This window comes from Flagellimonas sp. S3867, assembly GCF_014698935.1.
Classification (GTDB): domain Bacteria; phylum Bacteroidota; class Bacteroidia; order Flavobacteriales; family Flavobacteriaceae; genus Flagellimonas.
In genome coordinates this window covers 287,811-304,489 of sequence record NZ_JACVMN010000003.1, presented here as the reverse complement: position 1 = coordinate 304,489, position 16,679 = coordinate 287,811, and the positions used below count along the sequence as shown (strand labels likewise).

15 protein-coding genes are annotated in these 16,679 nt (G+C 39.2%); 5 read left to right on the top strand and 10 right to left on the bottom strand.

The features are described from left to right. The 5 genes from IAG46_RS14765 to IAG46_RS14745 form a co-directional block, all read right to left on the bottom strand. On the bottom strand, window positions 1-907 hold a 907-nt coding region (locus IAG46_RS14765), incomplete at its 3' end, for a Calx-beta domain-containing protein (protein WP_305069278.1). Window positions 908-1,078: 171 nt separating this feature from the next. Then, on the bottom strand, window positions 1,079-1,960 hold the full coding sequence (fabD, locus tag IAG46_RS14760) for an ACP S-malonyltransferase (RefSeq protein ID WP_190811158.1): 882 nt from the start codon (window positions 1,958-1,960) through the stop codon (window positions 1,079-1,081). Between the two features lie 74 nt (window positions 1,961-2,034). After that, a complete protein-coding gene (locus IAG46_RS14755; RefSeq protein WP_190811157.1) occupies window positions 2,035-2,550 on the bottom strand; it encodes a gamma carbonic anhydrase family protein in 516 nt (171 codons plus the stop codon). A gap of 10 nt (window positions 2,551-2,560) precedes the next feature. Then, window positions 2,561-3,292, bottom strand: a complete 732-nt coding sequence (locus IAG46_RS14750; RefSeq protein WP_190811156.1) for a LytTR family DNA-binding domain-containing protein — start codon at window positions 3,290-3,292, stop codon at window positions 2,561-2,563. Then, window positions 3,292-5,499 carry a histidine kinase gene (locus tag IAG46_RS14745; RefSeq protein WP_190811155.1) on the bottom strand — a complete coding sequence of 736 codons (2,208 nt, stop codon included), beginning with the start codon at window positions 5,497-5,499 and terminating at the stop codon, window positions 3,292-3,294. Before IAG46_RS14745 ends, IAG46_RS14750 begins: the two co-directional genes overlap by 1 nt. 209 nt (window positions 5,500-5,708) lie before the next feature. Between IAG46_RS14745 and IAG46_RS14740 the strand changes: the two genes are divergently transcribed. After that, entirely contained in the window at window positions 5,709-6,881 is a 1,173-nt protein-coding gene (locus IAG46_RS14740) for a VWA domain-containing protein (protein WP_190811154.1), read from the top strand. Between the two features lie 48 nt (window positions 6,882-6,929). Here IAG46_RS14740 and IAG46_RS14735 read toward each other — a convergent pair whose 3' ends face one another. Further along, a complete protein-coding gene (locus IAG46_RS14735) occupies window positions 6,930-7,925 on the bottom strand; it encodes a type IX secretion system membrane protein PorP/SprF (protein WP_190811153.1) in 996 nt (331 codons plus the stop codon). A 126-nt stretch (window positions 7,926-8,051) separates the two neighbouring features. Here IAG46_RS14735 and IAG46_RS14730 point away from each other — a divergent pair, with 126 nt between their 5' ends. The 4 genes from IAG46_RS14730 to IAG46_RS14715 all read left to right on the top strand — a co-directional run bounded on the left by IAG46_RS14730 (window position 8,052) and on the right by IAG46_RS14715 (window position 12,276). After that, window positions 8,052-8,948 carry a NifU family protein gene (locus IAG46_RS14730; RefSeq protein ID WP_190811152.1) on the top strand — a complete coding sequence of 299 codons (897 nt, stop codon included), beginning with the start codon at window positions 8,052-8,054 and terminating at the stop codon, window positions 8,946-8,948. Between the two features lie 71 nt (window positions 8,949-9,019). Continuing rightward, a complete protein-coding gene (locus IAG46_RS14725; protein WP_190811151.1) occupies window positions 9,020-9,220 on the top strand; it encodes a dodecin family protein in 201 nt (66 codons plus the stop codon). Between the two features lie 58 nt (window positions 9,221-9,278). Next, window positions 9,279-11,387 carry a thioredoxin domain-containing protein gene (locus IAG46_RS14720; protein ID WP_223826721.1) on the top strand — a complete coding sequence of 703 codons (2,109 nt, stop codon included), beginning with the start codon at window positions 9,279-9,281 and terminating at the stop codon, window positions 11,385-11,387. A gap of 64 nt (window positions 11,388-11,451) precedes the next feature. Beyond that, window positions 11,452-12,276 (top strand): mechanosensitive ion channel family protein, encoded by an 825-nt coding sequence (locus IAG46_RS14715; RefSeq protein ID WP_190811150.1) that lies wholly within the window; start codon window positions 11,452-11,454, stop codon window positions 12,274-12,276. On the opposite strand, the gene tsaB is transcribed toward IAG46_RS14715, so the two are convergent. Genes tsaB through IAG46_RS14695 form a run of 4 tightly spaced genes read right to left on the bottom strand, consistent with a single transcriptional unit; the run spans window position 12,277 to window position 16,676 of the window. After that, window positions 12,277-12,957, bottom strand: a complete 681-nt coding sequence (gene tsaB / locus IAG46_RS14710; RefSeq protein WP_190811149.1) for a tRNA (adenosine(37)-N6)-threonylcarbamoyltransferase complex dimerization subunit type 1 TsaB — start codon at window positions 12,955-12,957, stop codon at window positions 12,277-12,279. Between the two features lie 16 nt (window positions 12,958-12,973). Next, complete coding sequence (locus IAG46_RS14705; protein WP_190811148.1) at window positions 12,974-14,299, bottom strand: TolC family protein; 1,326 nt, start codon at window positions 14,297-14,299, stop codon at window positions 12,974-12,976. A 37-nt stretch (window positions 14,300-14,336) separates the two neighbouring features. After that, window positions 14,337-15,455 carry an efflux RND transporter periplasmic adaptor subunit gene (locus IAG46_RS14700; protein ID WP_190811147.1) on the bottom strand — a complete coding sequence of 373 codons (1,119 nt, stop codon included), beginning with the start codon at window positions 15,453-15,455 and terminating at the stop codon, window positions 14,337-14,339. Window positions 15,456-15,494: 39 nt separating this feature from the next. After that, on the bottom strand, window positions 15,495-16,676 hold the full coding sequence (locus IAG46_RS14695; protein ID WP_223826720.1) for an ABC transporter permease: 1,182 nt from the start codon (window positions 16,674-16,676) through the stop codon (window positions 15,495-15,497). Between the last annotated feature and the right edge of the window lie 3 nt (window positions 16,677-16,679).

The following is a 16,679-nucleotide window of genomic DNA, read 5'->3' as shown; positions in this document are numbered from 1 at the left end:
TGACGGTGGTCGCAGCAACAACGGTCCCCGTTATAAAAAGTGTTGGAAGGTTGCCCCCGACGTTCTCCGCATCGGAGCCCGTAGCCTGGGAGAACTCAACTATGACACTGTCGTCATTGTTTATCGTATAGGTCGTGGTGGTCTGACCACCAAGGGTCGCATCGCCCGTAGGGGCGCTCAACGCAAGGTCGATCGTCTCGTTGGCCTCCACATCCGTGTCCCCAGTTATCGACAGGGTCGGTATTGCTATGGCCGTGCCCGAGGTGCCGTCGTAGGTAGCCGCTGGGATGTTCACTACCTGGGGGCTCGTGAAGGCATAGTCGACTCCCGAGGTCGCATCACCCGTGCCCGCGTCCGTGACCGTGACGGTGGTCGCAGCAACAACGGTCCCCGTTATAAAAAGTGTTGGAAGGTTGCCCCCGACGTTCTCCGCATCGGAGCCCGTAGCCTGGGAGAACTCAACTATGACACTGTCGTCATTGTTTATCGTTACAGTAGCCGTATCGGAAATATCAACCGGAGTGATTGTCCCCAGAAGATTATCCATTGTAATGGTTAAACTCTCATCTCCTTCAACCGTGCTATCCAATGTAGGAATAACATCAAAAGTTTGTGTTTCTCCAATAGTTCCGGCAAAACTTAACGTTTGGCTAGATATCTGGGTATAGTCACTATCGGCCAAAGTTGCGCTGCCATCATTTGTACTAACATCAACTGAAAAACCACCCGGGACAGCAACATCTAGAGTGGCGGTCACAGTAATAGCTCCTCCATCTTCTGCACCACTGACATCATCGATGGTCACAGTCTGTCCAAATCCAAAACTAAAAGTAAAAAAGGTAAATGCTATAAACAGTAGCTTCCTATATCCATAGCTGGAAAACTGTCTTGCTGAGGCTTTTTTCATGAAGGGTAACATTACCTATTCAAATAAATTTGAGTATCGTTCTTTATTCCATTTAAGTTGGTGATTTGGGAAGAATCAATATTACTAAAAATTAAAGGAAAGCCCACTACTTAACAGATTAAATCTAAGTTTCTCGGGTGAATGGTTATAGGGGTCGGAAAAATCCTATTTTTAAAGGGCTGCCGAAGAGGTTTCAGCTCCTGAATCAATCTTTCTAACTAGGCCTTGAAGTACTTTTCCAGGTCCCACCTCAACAAATGTTTTTCCGCCATCTTTTACCATTTGCTGCACACTTTGCGTCCATTTTACGGGTGCGGTAAGTTGTAGAATCAGATTGTTCTTAATTTCATTTGAATCGGTAACCGCTGTAGTGGTCACGTTTTGATAAATAGGGCAACTTGGTTCATTGAAAGTTGTAGCTTCTATCGCAGCTGCCAATTCTTCTCTAGCAGGTTCCATTAAGGGTGAATGGAAAGCACCACCCACCGGAAGCAACAATGCTCTTCGTGCTCCAGCTTCTTTGAGTTTTTCACAAGCCATATTAACTGCATCAACTTCTCCAGAAATTACCAATTGTCCTGGACAGTTATAGTTGGCCGGAACTACAATTCCTTCCGTTTCGTTGCAAATCTTTTCCACCACTTCATCTTCCAAGCCTAAAACTGCGGCCATGGTGCTCGATTGCATTTCACATGCTTTTTGCATTGCCATGGCTCTTTGAGAAACCAATTTTAATCCATCCGCAAAATTGAGGGTACCATTGGCCACCAATGCAGAAAACTCACCCAATGAATGGCCTGCGACCATATCTGGTTTGAAGTTCTCACCCAAAACTTTACTTAAAATGACAGAGTGTAAAAAAATCGCTGGCTGGGTGACCTTCGTTTGCTTAAGGTCTTCTGGGGTTCCCTCAAACATGGTATCTGTGATGGAAAATCCTAAAATATCATTTGCTTCTTCAAATAATTCTTGGGCCAAAGGTTGGTTTTCATAAAGATCTAAACCCATTCCTACAAATTGGGCTCCTTGTCCTGGAAAAATATATGCGTTCATCGGTTTGGTTTTAAGTGGTCCAAAAATAGGGATTATTTGGGAGGTGAAAAGTCAGAGGACAAGGTAGATATTTCTTAATCTTCCTTAAACCAGGACGAATACTTTACATAAGCATTGGCAATGCGGTCTATTTCGCCAGCGCTCAAATCTGGACTAACTTCTTTAATTTTTCTAGCCGGCATTCCGGCATAAATACTACCTGATTTGACATGGGTTCCTTGGGTAACAACTGCTCCAGCCGCAATAATTGAATTACTTTCCACAATGCAATCATCCATAAGGATAGCCCCCATTCCAATGAGCACATTGTCTTTTACAGTACAACCATGCACAATAGCGTTGTGACCTATTGATACATTATTCCCAATATTGGTTGGCGATTTTTTATAGGTACAATGTATAACGGCACCATCTTGTACGTTAACCTTATCACCCATTTTTATATAATGGACATCTCCGCGAACAACGGCATTAAACCAAATACTGCATTGATTTCCCATTGTTACTTCTCCTACAATCGTAGCATTTTCTGCAATAAAACAATCTTCACCCATAATCGGCGATTTACCTCTAACTGGTTTGATAATCATTTGTGTCTAATTATTGAAAATAGGATAGCAAGGTAGCTTTTTTTGATGCAGAAACTGATAGTTCTTTCCCATTGGATAACACCACGCTTCCCCCTTTTCCCCTTTTGTATTTTACGACTTTGCCCACGTGCACTAAATAGGATTTATGTATTCGAGCAAAGCCATATTCTACCAGTGCATCCTCAAAATACTTAAGGGTCTTGCTAACCACTATTTTTTTGTGTTCCAAATAAATTTCTGTGTAATTGTCATCCGCCTTGCAAAAGAAAATATCGTTTACATCCAATACTTGAAAGCCATCTTGTTGAGGCAGGGTAATCTTACCTTCGGTCTTCGAGGTTTTGGCTTTCAAAACCTGCCCTTCCAAGGCACTTTCTTTTTCCTTAATTTCTTTCACATAACCAACAGCTTTTACCAGCTCATCAATATTAATTGGTTTCATAAGGTAATAAGCGGCATGGTTATTCAGCGCATCAATGGCATATTGGTTATAGGCAGTTACAAATACTGTCTCAAATGTGCGGTCCGGTATTTTGTCCAAGAGGTCAAATGCATTCCCAAATGGCATTTCCACGTCCAAAAACACCAAATCAGGCCCATGTTGTTTGATTAACTCATGCCCCTCTTCAATATTGGAGGCTTCGCCCAACAGCTTTGCGTCCTTGCAGTATTTGGATAAATAGTTTCTAAGAATCTCTCTACTGTTGGCTTCATCCTCAACAATAATTGTTTTTAACTCCATCAATCCTTTTTAAGTTTTAACGATACCTTGGTTCCCGTTTCATCATTGTATAAATCAGAAATGGATACATCAACTTTATTCTTGTACATATCGTTCAGGATTTGAATACGTTTTTTAATGTTGCCCATTCCCTTGGATTTTTGCTTCTTTTGATTTGAAGTTTTCAGTGCTGCCGATTTTTTTCTACCTATCCCGTTATCCGTAATGTTGATTTCGAGCATATCCAGGTCCAACTGTTCTATGGCAATCTTCAGAAATCCCTTTTCCTCTCTGTAACGCAATCCATGCCAAATTGCATTTTCGATATAAGGCTGAAGAAGCATAGGAGGAATTTCGAAAGCTTCAATATCGATGTTTTTGTCAACATCAATCTCATAATCGAATTTATCAGCAAAACGGGAATGCTCCAGTTTCACATACAGTTCCAACAACTCCAATTCTTTGGATAATGGAATAAAATCTTCCTCAGAATTTTCCAATACACTACGCATTAGCACCGAAAACTCACTTAGAAATCGATTAGCACTTCTTTCATCACTTTTCGCAATATACGTGTTAACGGAATTGAGCGCATTAAAAATGAAATGCGGGTTCATTTGGGTGCGAAGTGATTTCAAGGCCAATAAATTATTGGCCAATTTTTGCTGCCTATTGCTGCGATAATATAAAAATGTTGTCAATGTCATCAGTATAATTCCAATGGCCAAGGAGTAAATGATCCATTCTTGTTTTTTGCTGGTTGCTTCAAACAATTGCTGTTCGGTAACCGCCAAACTATATTTGCTTTGTGATAATTGACGTTCTTGTTCCAAACTTGATATGCGGTTTTGTTTGGTGGCAATTTCACGATTGAATCTGGCTGCGCGGGAAATCTCTTGCTCTTTTCGCACATACAAACTATCTACTACTGCGACATAATCCTGATAAGATTCGAGTGCTTTAGAAAAATCCCCTTTGTATCGATACACCTCCGAGAGCTTTCGGGTGGCATCTTTTTGAACGACCAAATCATCATCACTATCCGCTTCAACAATACTCCGTTCTAAATAGGGAATGGCTTCATCCAACTTATCTTGCGCTATATATGCATTCGCTATTTTGTAGTTGATACGTTGCGATGTTATGGAATCTGGGTTTAAAAGGCCCGCTTTTGGTTTTGACACAGCTTGCTGGGGCAATTGTTTCAATTCGTTTAAACTCTTCTTTCTCAGTCTTATTTCATCATCGTATCTATTTTTATCACTATAAAAATCCGCTACCTTTTCATTTTCCTCAATCAATCTTTCTGGAGCAACTTGTTCCGATAGACTTAAAGAATTGCTATAAAATCCTTCGGCCTCGATAACACGGTTTTCATCGGCATAGGCATCAGCTATCTTGGAATTTAAGTCGATAACCTTGGGTGATATTTGATTCTTCTGGGCCACTTCTAGACCCTCTCGATAAAAATCCAAGGCCTTTTCCAATTTGGATAATGCCTTGTTTACATCTCCAAGCGCTTCATAAAGTTCGATGCGTTGGTAGGGAATCAAATCTTTTGACTCCATTAGTGGTGAAAGTGTACGCTCCGCATTTTGAAATTCCCCAATAAGCAGATATGCTTTTCCAAGCAGTAATTTTGTTTTTACTGATTCTCTATGTGCCAAAGCATCTTTAAAATTGGTAATCGCAAGATCATACTGTTTATGAAACAAATAAATATCACCAAGAGTGGTCAAGGCCGATGATAACTCCCTTTTGTTGCCCCTTTTTCCCAACTGTGAAATGGATTTAGCTATAAAATCGATACTTTTTTCAAGGTCTGTTTTCTTATAAAAATTGGCCGAATCCAGAAATCGCTCATGGTTCATGGCACTCCTAGCGGCTTCTTTTTTCTTCTTTTGATCAACCTTATAAGGGTCGTAACCTTGTACACGAACATCAATATCTTCATGGGACTTAATGCGGTGCCTAACAGTTTCAAACTCCTGACTTTCAACTATAAGTATATCGCCAATAGATGCTTGTATCTTAAATTCCCCCAAGGCGTTGGTTCTGGCATACCTTCCCGAACTCGTAGAAACATCTACTCCTGAAATGGGCTCAAAGTTTTCCATTCCCTTAACGGTTCCCTTAATTTCCATAACGGAACTACTGCTACTAACCTGAGAAAATCCGGTAAAAGCAGTAATTAAAATAAAGAATATGATATATGTTCTTTTAACCATTTTCGCTTTTGAAACTTAGGTAAACTTAGTTGATCTAAAGCGTATTAAAAAATAGGGTTACCGTAAAAAAGGTGTGAAAATCACACTTATTTACCGCTTTACAAAAGCGTTTGGACAACTCACTCATTCTAACCCGTCGTTCCCTCATTTCCAATTTTTATTGAAATATGTTGATCATACTTTTATGGCATCTTTTAAAATCTTGAATCATGAAAAATGTAAAATATGTATTGGGTTTGGCCTTGGCCTCAATAACCATCAGTAACATCTACGGGTGTAACATTAATGAAAAACACTATCCAAAAACGGCATTGGTCACCAAATCGATTGTTGAAAAGCCTGCAAAACAATATGTGAAAATCGCATTGCTACTTGATACCAGTAACAGCATGGATGGACTTATCAACCAGGCAAAGGCGCAGCTTTGGGATATTGTAAACGAGTTTACACACGCCAAATGCGGAAATGCAACTAGACCTTCACTACAAATTGCACTGTACGAATATGGCAACGATAACCTAAGTTCTAATGAAGGTTATATTCGTCAAGTTATTGGATTTAGCAATGATCTTGATGAAATCTCCGAAAAATTGTTTTCCCTGACCACAAACGGAGGTGAGGAATATTGCGGAGAAGTCATTCAAACCTCTTTAAAGCAATTGGATTGGGGTAAAAATGCCGATGATCTAAAAATGATTTTTATCGCGGGTAACGAACCCTTCACCCAAGGCAAGTTAAACTATAAGGATGCCGCGCATAATGCCAAGGAAAAAGATGTTATTGTAAACACCATTTTTTGTGGTAACTATAACCAGGGCATTTCCACAAAATGGAAAAATGGGGCTATCATGACAGGCGGAGAGTATATGGCCATAGATCATAATAGACAGGTTGTTCATATTGATACTCCGTATGACGATATCATCATTAAATTGAATGGTCAATTGAATGGTACGTATATCTCGTATGGTGCCATGGGAAGGCAGAAAAAAGCGGCTCAGGGCATGCAAGACAGCAATGCGGCAGAACTTGAAGAGGTGGTTGCGGTAAAACGAGCGGTGAGCAAAAGTTCTAGATTGTACAAAAACTCTAAATGGGACTTGGTAGATGCAATTGAGGATGACGAAGATGTGGTTTCCACGCTAAAGGAAGAAGATTTACCTTCAGCATTAAAGGGAAAATCGGAAAAGGAAATAAAGGAATACGTAACCTCTAAAAAGAACGAGCGGGAAAAAATCCAAAAGCAAATACAGGAACTCAATAAAAAGCGTGAAGCCTATATTGCCAAAAATCAAAAGGAGGAAGCCGGGGAATTGGAGAATGCAATGTTATCGGCAATAAAAGCCCAAGCATCCAAGAAAAATTACAAATGGGATAAATAAACTCCGGATTACAGATAAAAACTGGTCTATCCTTTGGATAGGCCTTTTTTAGTTATTGGCAGCAGGACAGTAGCAATCATAGCGTTTGCCCTGATCATTCTGACCAAACTCATAACCTAGGGTTATTTGATGGAACCCTCCATTATCAAAACGGATATCTCCAGATTGGTAAGAATAATTATAGGAAAACAAAAACTTGTCTACATTAACCCCAATGATCGGCGTAAACAGCTGTAACCGCTGCTCCCCAAAAGCACCATTGGTCTGAAACTGCGCTCCATCAAAGCTTCTTCGGTATGATAATCCGGCCCAAACGGTTCCAAAACTAACATCTCGGTACACTTTTGCATTAAAGTCAACCGTTTTTTCCTTCGTAAAATCTGTCAATTGAAAAAGTACGGATGGCTCAATTCTGGTCTTTCTACCAAAAACATAGCCTGCAGATAGTAAATATCTTCTAAGGTTATCAAATTCCGCTGCTGTATATAAATCACGTCCGCTTCCCAGTATGTTCAGAACTGCGGCATGGGCATAGAATTCAAAAAGATTGTATGACACCCCTAAATCCACATTGAAATAACTTGCAGTATTCTTGACACCTGTTATCACGGGATCAGGAATTACAGATCTAAATTCAGTTTCGTCCAAGCTACTTAGAATAATCCCAGCGCTTAATCCAAAAGAAATTTGGTTCAATGTTCTAAAATCACCCGCCAATTGCAAATGATGTGCATATGTTGCCTTAAATCCTGTTTGGGAATGATACCCGTTCGAATCGTTGAACAAAATTCCACCTACACCGCTACGAGAACCAACTCTTGCATTTACGTTCACTGTCTGTAAACTAGGAGCCTCATCCACACTAAACCATTGTTTTCGGGCGGTAAGTCTAATTTTGGTTCCTTCGGCAATTCCTGCCATTGAAGGATAGACCAAGTAATAGTTATCAGCTAAATAATCAAAATACACAGGGATTCCTTCTTGAGCCTTAGTGGTCAGCCCAAAAAATAGAGTTAAAATCAATGGGGTTAAATAGCGTCTCATGCAACGATTTTGGGCTATAGTTGGGGTTTAAAGGTAATCAAACATTTAAATAACGGTCGAAGCCGTACATTATTATATATTTTGACCCTCTTATTTACTTTGGTATTTTTGCACTAAATAGTCGCTATGAAAGAATATAACATTACTGTGGTTACCACCAATAACCCTAAAATATTAAAATTCGAGACCAATCATTTCCTTGTCAAAGGGAATTATGAGTATAAAAACATCGATGAAGCCCAAAATTCACCCTTGGCCCAACAGCTGTTTTACCTACCTTTTATAAAGACGGTTTATGTCTCAGGTAACTTCATCGCTTTGGAGCGATTTGATATTGTGGACTGGGAAGACGTAAAGGATGAGGTAGCACAGCAATTGGTGGAATATTTGAATGCAGGTGAGCCTGTAGTTAACGAAGAAGAGGCCAAAAAGAAGCAACCCATTACGGTATATGCAGAAGTTACCCCAAATCCGGCGGTAATGAAGTTTGTTTCCAATAAAAAAATAGTGCCCTCAACTTACGAGTTTAAGAATATTGATGAGGCCAAAGATTCGCAATTGGCCCAAGAACTCTTCCATTTTCCTTTTGTAAAAGAGGTTTTCCTAGATGAAAACTATGTTTCCGTATCCAAATTTGATGTTGCCGAATGGGACGAAATCACCATGGAGGTACGTGAGTTTATAAGGAATTTCTTGGCTGATGGAAAGGAAGTCGTTTCTCAAAAATCAATTGAAAAAGCAAAGCAAACTGCCGAAAAACAACTAAGCCAACCTCAATACGATACCACTTCACAACAAATTGTTGATATTTTGGAGGAGTATGTAAAACCAGCTGTTGCCAGCGACGGTGGAAACATTCTATTTCAGTCCTATGAAGAGGAAAGCAAAACGGTAAACGTTGTTTTGCAAGGAGCTTGTAGTGGGTGCCCATCTTCTACTTTTACCCTAAAAAATGGCATAGAGACCATGTTGAAAAACATGATGGGCGACAAAGTAAACGAGGTGGTCGCCATCAACGGCTAATTTCCTTTGGGTATGCTGTCTGTTATCCCTAATTTTTCCTAAATTGAATAAATTTAAAATCATTAACTATTATGGCAGTATTAAAAGTAATCGAGGTGTTGGCAAACTCAAGTGAAAGTTGGGAAGAAGCCACAAAAAATGCGGTGGATCAAGCATCCAAATCCGTCAAAAACATCCGCTCGGTCTATATCAACGAACAAAGTGCATCTGTTAAAGATGGCAAAATTGATGACTATAGAGTGAACGTAAAGATTACCTTCGAGGTAAAATAATCAAAGGGCACTAAAAAGCGCCCTATTTGGGCGCTTTTTTTATGGCCAAAATATTGTTATGATCAAAAGAATTGCCATTTTATCGGTTCTGTTTTCTTTAACCCAAGGATGCACACAAAAAGCGACCAACATGGACCACAAATACACCAATGCCCTAATCAACGAAACAAGTCCCTATCTGTTGCAACATGCGCACAACCCTGTGAACTGGGAAGCATGGAGCCCAGAAGTTCTGGAACGCGCAAAAAAAGAAGACAAACCATTACTAATTAGTATTGGATATGCCGCTTGCCATTGGTGCCACGTCATGGAAAAAGAATGCTTTGAGGACGAGGAAGTGGCACAAATGATGAACGAGAATTTCATCAATATTAAAATTGACAGGGAAGAAAGACCAGATGTGGACCAAATTTATATGGATGCCATCCAAATGATGTCCGGGAATGGTGGCTGGCCCTTAAATATTGTTGCCCTGCCAGATGGGAGACCGTTTTGGGGAGCCACTTACGTTCCCAAGGGTAATTGGATCAAATCCTTGAACCAACTTATCAATTTATATAAAAAAGACAAACCAAGAATTGTTCAAGTCGCCACTGACCTGTCCAACGGAATCAATGCTATAAACCTGGTTGAAAACAAAGCTGATGCCGACACCTATTCTTTGGAACAGCTTGACAATGCTATTTCAAATTGGTCCAAACATTTTGATAATTATTTAGGAGGATACAAACGTGCGCCAAAATTTATGATGCCCAATAACTGGGATTTTCTATTGCACTATGCTACCGCCAATAACAAACCGGAGTTGTTGGAACAGGTCAATACCACCTTGACTAGAATGGCCTACGGTGGTATATATGATCATGTAGGTGGTGGTTTTTCCAGATACGCTGTCGATACCAAATGGCACGTACCCCATTTTGAAAAAATGCTTTATGATAATGGGCAATTGACCAGCCTTTATGCAAAAGCATATGCCGTGACCGGCGACGAACGCTATAAAAAAGTAGTCGAAGAAACCATCGAATTTGTCAAAGAGGAATTGCTTGATGAAAATAATGGCTTTTATTCCTCCTTGGATGCGGATAGTTTGGATGAACATGGTGAATTGGAAGAAGGAGCTTATTATGTCTGGACCAAAGAGGAGTTAAAACAATTGTTAGGCCCAGATTATGACCTTTTCAAAGATTATTTCAACATCAACTCCTATGGGCTTTGGGAAAAAGGAAATTATGTGCTGATTAGGGATAAAAATGACGATGAAATTGCCAAAAAACATAGTATTTCAGTGGTTGACTTAGGTAAGAAAATGAAAACCTCCCTGAATATCTTAAAACAAGAAAGGGCTAAACGCGACAAACCAAGATTGGATGATAAAATCCTTACTTCATGGAATGGTTTAATGCTAAAAGGACTTGTTGATGCTTATCGATATTTAAGAAATGACGCATATCTTGAACTGGCCCTGAAAAATGCCGAATTTATCGAAAAGGAAATGTTCAAAGATGATTTTTCTCTTTTCCGAAACCATAAAGAGGGCAACAGCAGTATCAACGCATTTCTGGATGATTATGCCACAGTTATCGAAGCCTATCTTGCCCTTTATGAAGTCACCTTTGATGAAAAATGGCTAATGCAGGGCAAAAAATTGCTGGATTATACCAAACTACATTTTTTTGACAGTGAATCGAGCATGTTCTTCTATACCTCAGATGAAGATGACTCATTGATAAGACGAACTGTAGAGACGAGCGACAATGTAATATCCGCTTCCAATTCAATTATGGCCAAAAATCTTTTAAAATACCACAAACTATTTTCCAAAGAAGGCTATGGTGCGATGGCAGAACAAATGGTCAAAAATGTTCAGGCAGATTTTGATGAAAGTGCTCAAGGATTTACCAATTGGCTCCATTTGGTGTTGTACAAAAACCAAAATTTCTATGAAATTGCGGTTGTCGGAGAAAATTACAAAGCCCTTGGAAAGGAAATCGCAAGTAATTATTTACCCAACAGTATTTTGGTAGGTTCCCCTAAAGAGGGTAACATCGAACTGTTGGAAAGCAGATATAATGAAGGTCAAACCTTGGTCTATGTCTGTATTGAAGGAGCTTGTAAATTACCCGTTACCTCGGCCGAAAAAGCGATAGGACAGTTACAGAATTAAACAACGATTAACTTCTTACTTGCACTAACATAACATTATATTTCTTTATTTTTTATTGAACATTATGGAAGAGTTTTGGAACCTTGAACAACAATTGGAAAACGGACTAAATCTAGTTTTGGCATATCTCCCAAAACTGATTTGGGCCATTGTAATCTTTGTCGTCGGTTTATGGGTCATAAGACTTATCAATCGTCTTGTTCACAAATTCTTTGATCACAAAGATTATGATGAAACATTGGAAAGCTTTTTACAAAGCTTTATCAGTATTGCCCTTAAAGTACTTTTAATTGTTGCTGTAGTCACTGAGTTAGGGGTACAATCTTCTTCGCTCATTGCCATGGTCGGTGCGGCCGGTTTAGCAATTGGCTTGGCATTACAAGGTTCTTTGGCCAATTTTGCCGGTGGTGTTTTAATTCTCCTTTTTAAACCGTTCAAGGTTGGCGATTGGATCTCTGCCCAAGGCGTAGAGGGAACCGTAAAGCAAATCACAATTTTCAGTACCAAACTCAACACTTTTGGCAACCAAGTGGCCATTATTCCAAACGGACAACTTTCCAACGGCAGCATTGTTAACTATAACATGGAAAACACCCGAAGGGATAAATTTGATGTAGGTATTGGCTATGGATCCAATATTAAAGAAGCCAAAGAAATGTTGTTGCAGGTCTGTGCGGACAGTTCCGAAATATTAAAAGAACCAGTGCCCGAAGTATATGTGGGAGAATTGGGTGATAGTTCAGTGAACCTTACGTTACGGTTTTGGGCCAAAAATGATGTGTTTTGGCCGGCCCACTTCTATGTGATTGAAGAAACCAAATCTCGTTTTGATCAGGCTGGAATTGAAATCCCATTCCCACAACGAGTGGTCCATGGAGCAGCGGAATAATCAGCTAGTTTTTTTTTTGGTCTGCAACACAAAATCCTTTAGGTAGTAGGGTTCAAAATAGGCCACATCTTCAAAAGAGTTTTCTTGGAATTTCCTTAAAGAAATTACTGCCATTTCTCTGGCGGAAGGCACTATGGCTGTATTAAAATAAAAGTTGTCCCTGTTTAGGGTATCCTTGCATTTTTCGGCACCACTTCCAACAATATGCACTTTCTGAAAAGAACTATACTCGCTAAAAGAATCTTCTGTGATAATCTCGGCCTTGGTTTCCCTTATTTCATTAAAATCATGGTCAAATACTGAGGAATACACTTCCATTCGCCGTGCATCAAGCACAGCAATTACCACTTCCCCATCAACAACCTCAACTTGATGAGCCATACTTTGCAGTGTTGGAACAGAAATAAGGGGTAAATCCAGAGAAAAGCATAATCCCTTAGCGGCTGAAACTCCTATCCGAAGTCCAGTATAAGACCCTGGACCTTTGCTTACGGCGATAGCATCCAAATCGGAAAAAGATAAGGAGGCCTCGTCAAGAGCCTCCTTTATAAAAACATGCAATTGTTCTGAATGGGAATAGTTTATAGCATTGTTCTCTTTTAAGTAAACAATATCATTACCCTCCGAAATACTTACGGAACAATTGGTGGTCGCTGTTTCTAAATTTAGTATTCTGGCCATAGCGGCCACAAAGATACTAGTTTAAAGAAATGGGAATGCCAAAATAGAATTCCAATATCTTCAATCTGAAAATATAGTCGTACTTGGTTCGGATTACATCCGCTTCAGCATTGTCCAACCTTGATTGTGCCTGGCTAAAATCAAATGCGTTCATTAATCCCACATCAAAACGTTCTCTAGCATAATCATAAGCCAATCTTCTTGCATCCAAAGTTTTTTCAGCTGCCTCGTAGGCCTTGAAAAAAGAAGTTACATCAACATAGGCTTGATTGATATTGGTTTCCAATTCTAGCTTTTGTTGCTCAAGCTGAACTTTTGAAATATCGACGTTAATTTTAGCCCTTTTTACGTTATTTCTTGTGCTCCAGCCATTAAAAATTGGCACATTGAGCTGGGCCCCGTACGAAATTCCATCGAAAATATACAATTGGTCAAAAAAGCTGCCAAAAGCATTATTTTGGTCCGAATACCTTGTATTATAGTTGAAAAAGCCCACCAAAGTAGGATATCTTGCGCCTTTTGCTATTTCCAAATCCTTTTCGGATAGCTCAACGCTACTTTCAGAAAACTTAATATCATTTCTAAAAGTCAACGCTTTATCAAAAATAACCTTGGCCGAATTGGAAAGAATGTCTGAAATAGGTATTTCGAAAGATTCTTCTGCAATATCAAAATTTTCGTAATCTGTAATTTGTAACAATTGGGCCAAGCTGATTCTTGAAATCAACACCAAACTCTCTCCATTGACAACTTGTTGTTCTTGATTTGCAGCGGTAGCTTCAATTTCCAAAAGATCTCCTCGTGGAGAAACTCCCGATTCCACCAGTTCCTTGGTTCGTTTTAAATCTTGTTCCGTAACCGCCAACTGTGCCCGAAACGTCTTAAGTGTCTCCTTATTTGATAACACTTGTAGATATGCATTGGCCACATTCAATCTTATATCATCCTTTATGTCATCAACACGATATTGATTTGCTATCCCATTCAACCTCGCCCTCTGAATTCTTTTGAAGTTTCTAAGACCATTAAATAATACCACATTGGATGATAAACTTGCATTTACATTTAAAATAGTATTTGTGGTGGGCTCGTTAGTTGCAGGGTTAAATGATAAACCTGTATTTGATGATATTGTACTAGATCCATTCAAATCGGGTATAAGCGCTCCTATGGCATCCGACTCGTCAATTTTGGCGTTTTCCAAGTCAAGTTCAAATTGTTCAATGGTCAAGTTATTTTCAACCGCGTAGGTAACACATTCTTGTAATGTCCATTTTCTCATTTGCGCGTTTGTGATGAACGTAGCACAAATTATTAGTAGTAAAGTGATTCTGAATTTCATTCGTTTTTTGATTTTAATTCTCTATTAGGCTAATTGATTAAGAATCTTCGTCATCATCGCTTTTCTTCCCCAGCTTGTTCCATACCTTGATTTTGGCATCCTCCTCAATTCCGGAAAGTATTTCTACATCGATTCCGTCACTAACGCCTAATACCAATTCTTTTTTCTCAAACTCGTTTTCCCCAATTTCTACTTCCACATATGGTTTTTCAGTCTCCTTATCAAATTGTAACAAGGCTTCCTTGATGGACAGGACATCTTTTTTCTCTTCCAAAACTATTGAGGCATTAGCACTGTATCCAGCTCTAACGTAAGTACTATCATTCATTACTAAATCACCCTCAATCCTAAATTGAACAGCACCTTCTTCCTCTACACCTTTAGGGGCAATAAATTTAAGTTCTGCTTGGAATTTGTTTTTTTCCAAAGCGCCCAAACTAATCTCCAGTGGCATTCCTTCATGCAGTTTTCCAACCTCAGCTTCATCAACTTCCCCTTCGAAAATCATTTTTGTCATATCAGCGATTGTAGCAATGGTGGTACCGTCATTGAAATTGTTACTTTGAATGACCTGATCACCTTCTTCTACAGGAATTTCAAGGATTGTTCCAGAAACTGTTGCCCGGATATTGGTATTTGCGCTTGAAGAACCACCGGCAGAACCTCTTCTTATAATTTGATAATCCGCTCTTGAATTTTTTAGTTCTTGCTGGGCCTGATCATATGTTAATTGCTGATTGTTGAAATCTTGGCTTGAGATGACCCCTTTATCAAATAGGGCCTTGTTTCTGTCATATTCTACTTTGGCATTGTTCAATGCCAATTCGGCATTTCTGACCCTACCTGCAGCTTGGTTCAATGATTGTTCGTTGGGAACAACTTTGATCACCGCAATTAGATCCCCTGCTTTAACATCAACTCCTTCTTCAAGGTGAACCTTTTCAATAATCCCAGAGATTTGAGGTTTAATATTGATTTCATCTTCAGGGATTACCTTTCCGGTAACAACGACTTTGTTTACAATATCTTTTCGTTCTACGGATTCAGTCTTATACAGTTCTGCTGGAGTGCTATTCTTCTTAAGAAAATAAACAATAGCAGCTAAAACAAGTATAACAAACACACTTATTAATCCATATTTTAAATATTTGTTCATTGTACTTTATTTGATTGTTGTTATTTAATTTTTATTTGGTTACTCTTCTCTTAATGCCTCAATAGGTCTAATTTTTACTGCCCTATACGCTGGTATTAATCCAATTAACAAACTCAATGTTATCATAAAGAAAAAAGACCATAAAAATTGAGGTACACTTACCATGGGGTCCAAAAGAGGTATACCTTCCTTGCCATCTCCCAACCAGGTATTTAGCCAATAAAGGAGGCCTATGGCAAAAGTGAATCCAATTAACCCTGCGAATACGGTTATAACGATTGACTCTAATAGTACCTGCCTTCGAACGACTCTAGGTGTTGCTCCCAATGCTCTGCGCACACCTAACTCCTTGGTTCGTTCTTTTATGGTTATGAGTAAGATATTGCTAACCGCAATGACTCCAGCAAATAATGATGTTACACCAATAAAGAAAGAAACAAACCTCAAAACGCTAGTAAAAGAATTGATGTTGTTGAAGATTTCCGACATATTAAAACTCCCAATGGCTCTTTCATCATCAGGATGAATATCATATTTGTATTTAATAATATCCTTAATTCTTTTCTCAACCACGGCCACCTTGGTATTGGGCTCGACTGAAATGGCCATCCAACCCATGCGATCTCCACTGTTAAATGCTTTTTGAAAGGTGGTGAATGGAATAAATACCGCATTTTCGCCGTCAATATTAATATTGTTGTTTGGCTTATACATTCCAACCACTGAAAAGAATACTCCATTGATACGGATATCTTCGCCTATAGCATCCTCACCTTTATCAAAAAGTAGTTTATAGGTTTCTTCACCTATCACGCATACCTTTTTGGAGTCTTCGATATCCGTTCTATTCAAGAAACGGCCTTCAACTAACTTTTTCTTAGTTATTTCATCTATCTCAGGATAGTCACCATATACTGAAGAGCCACTAGTACGTCCTTTTCTATAAACTGTTGTAACACCTCTGTGATTGCCCAATTCTATTCTTGGAGCCAAAACTTCGATTTCAGGTATCTGTTTTTTCAGAATCTCAGCGTCTTCAATTTTGTATCTGATCCTTCGGCCTCGTTCGAATCCCTTATAGGGTTCTGATGTGCTCTGTCCCCAAACAAAAAGACTATTTGATGCGGTACCTGCAAAAATACTATTGAACATGTTTGACATACCATTTGACCCAGCCAATAACAATACCAAAATTAACATCGCAATGACAACACCTAACATCGT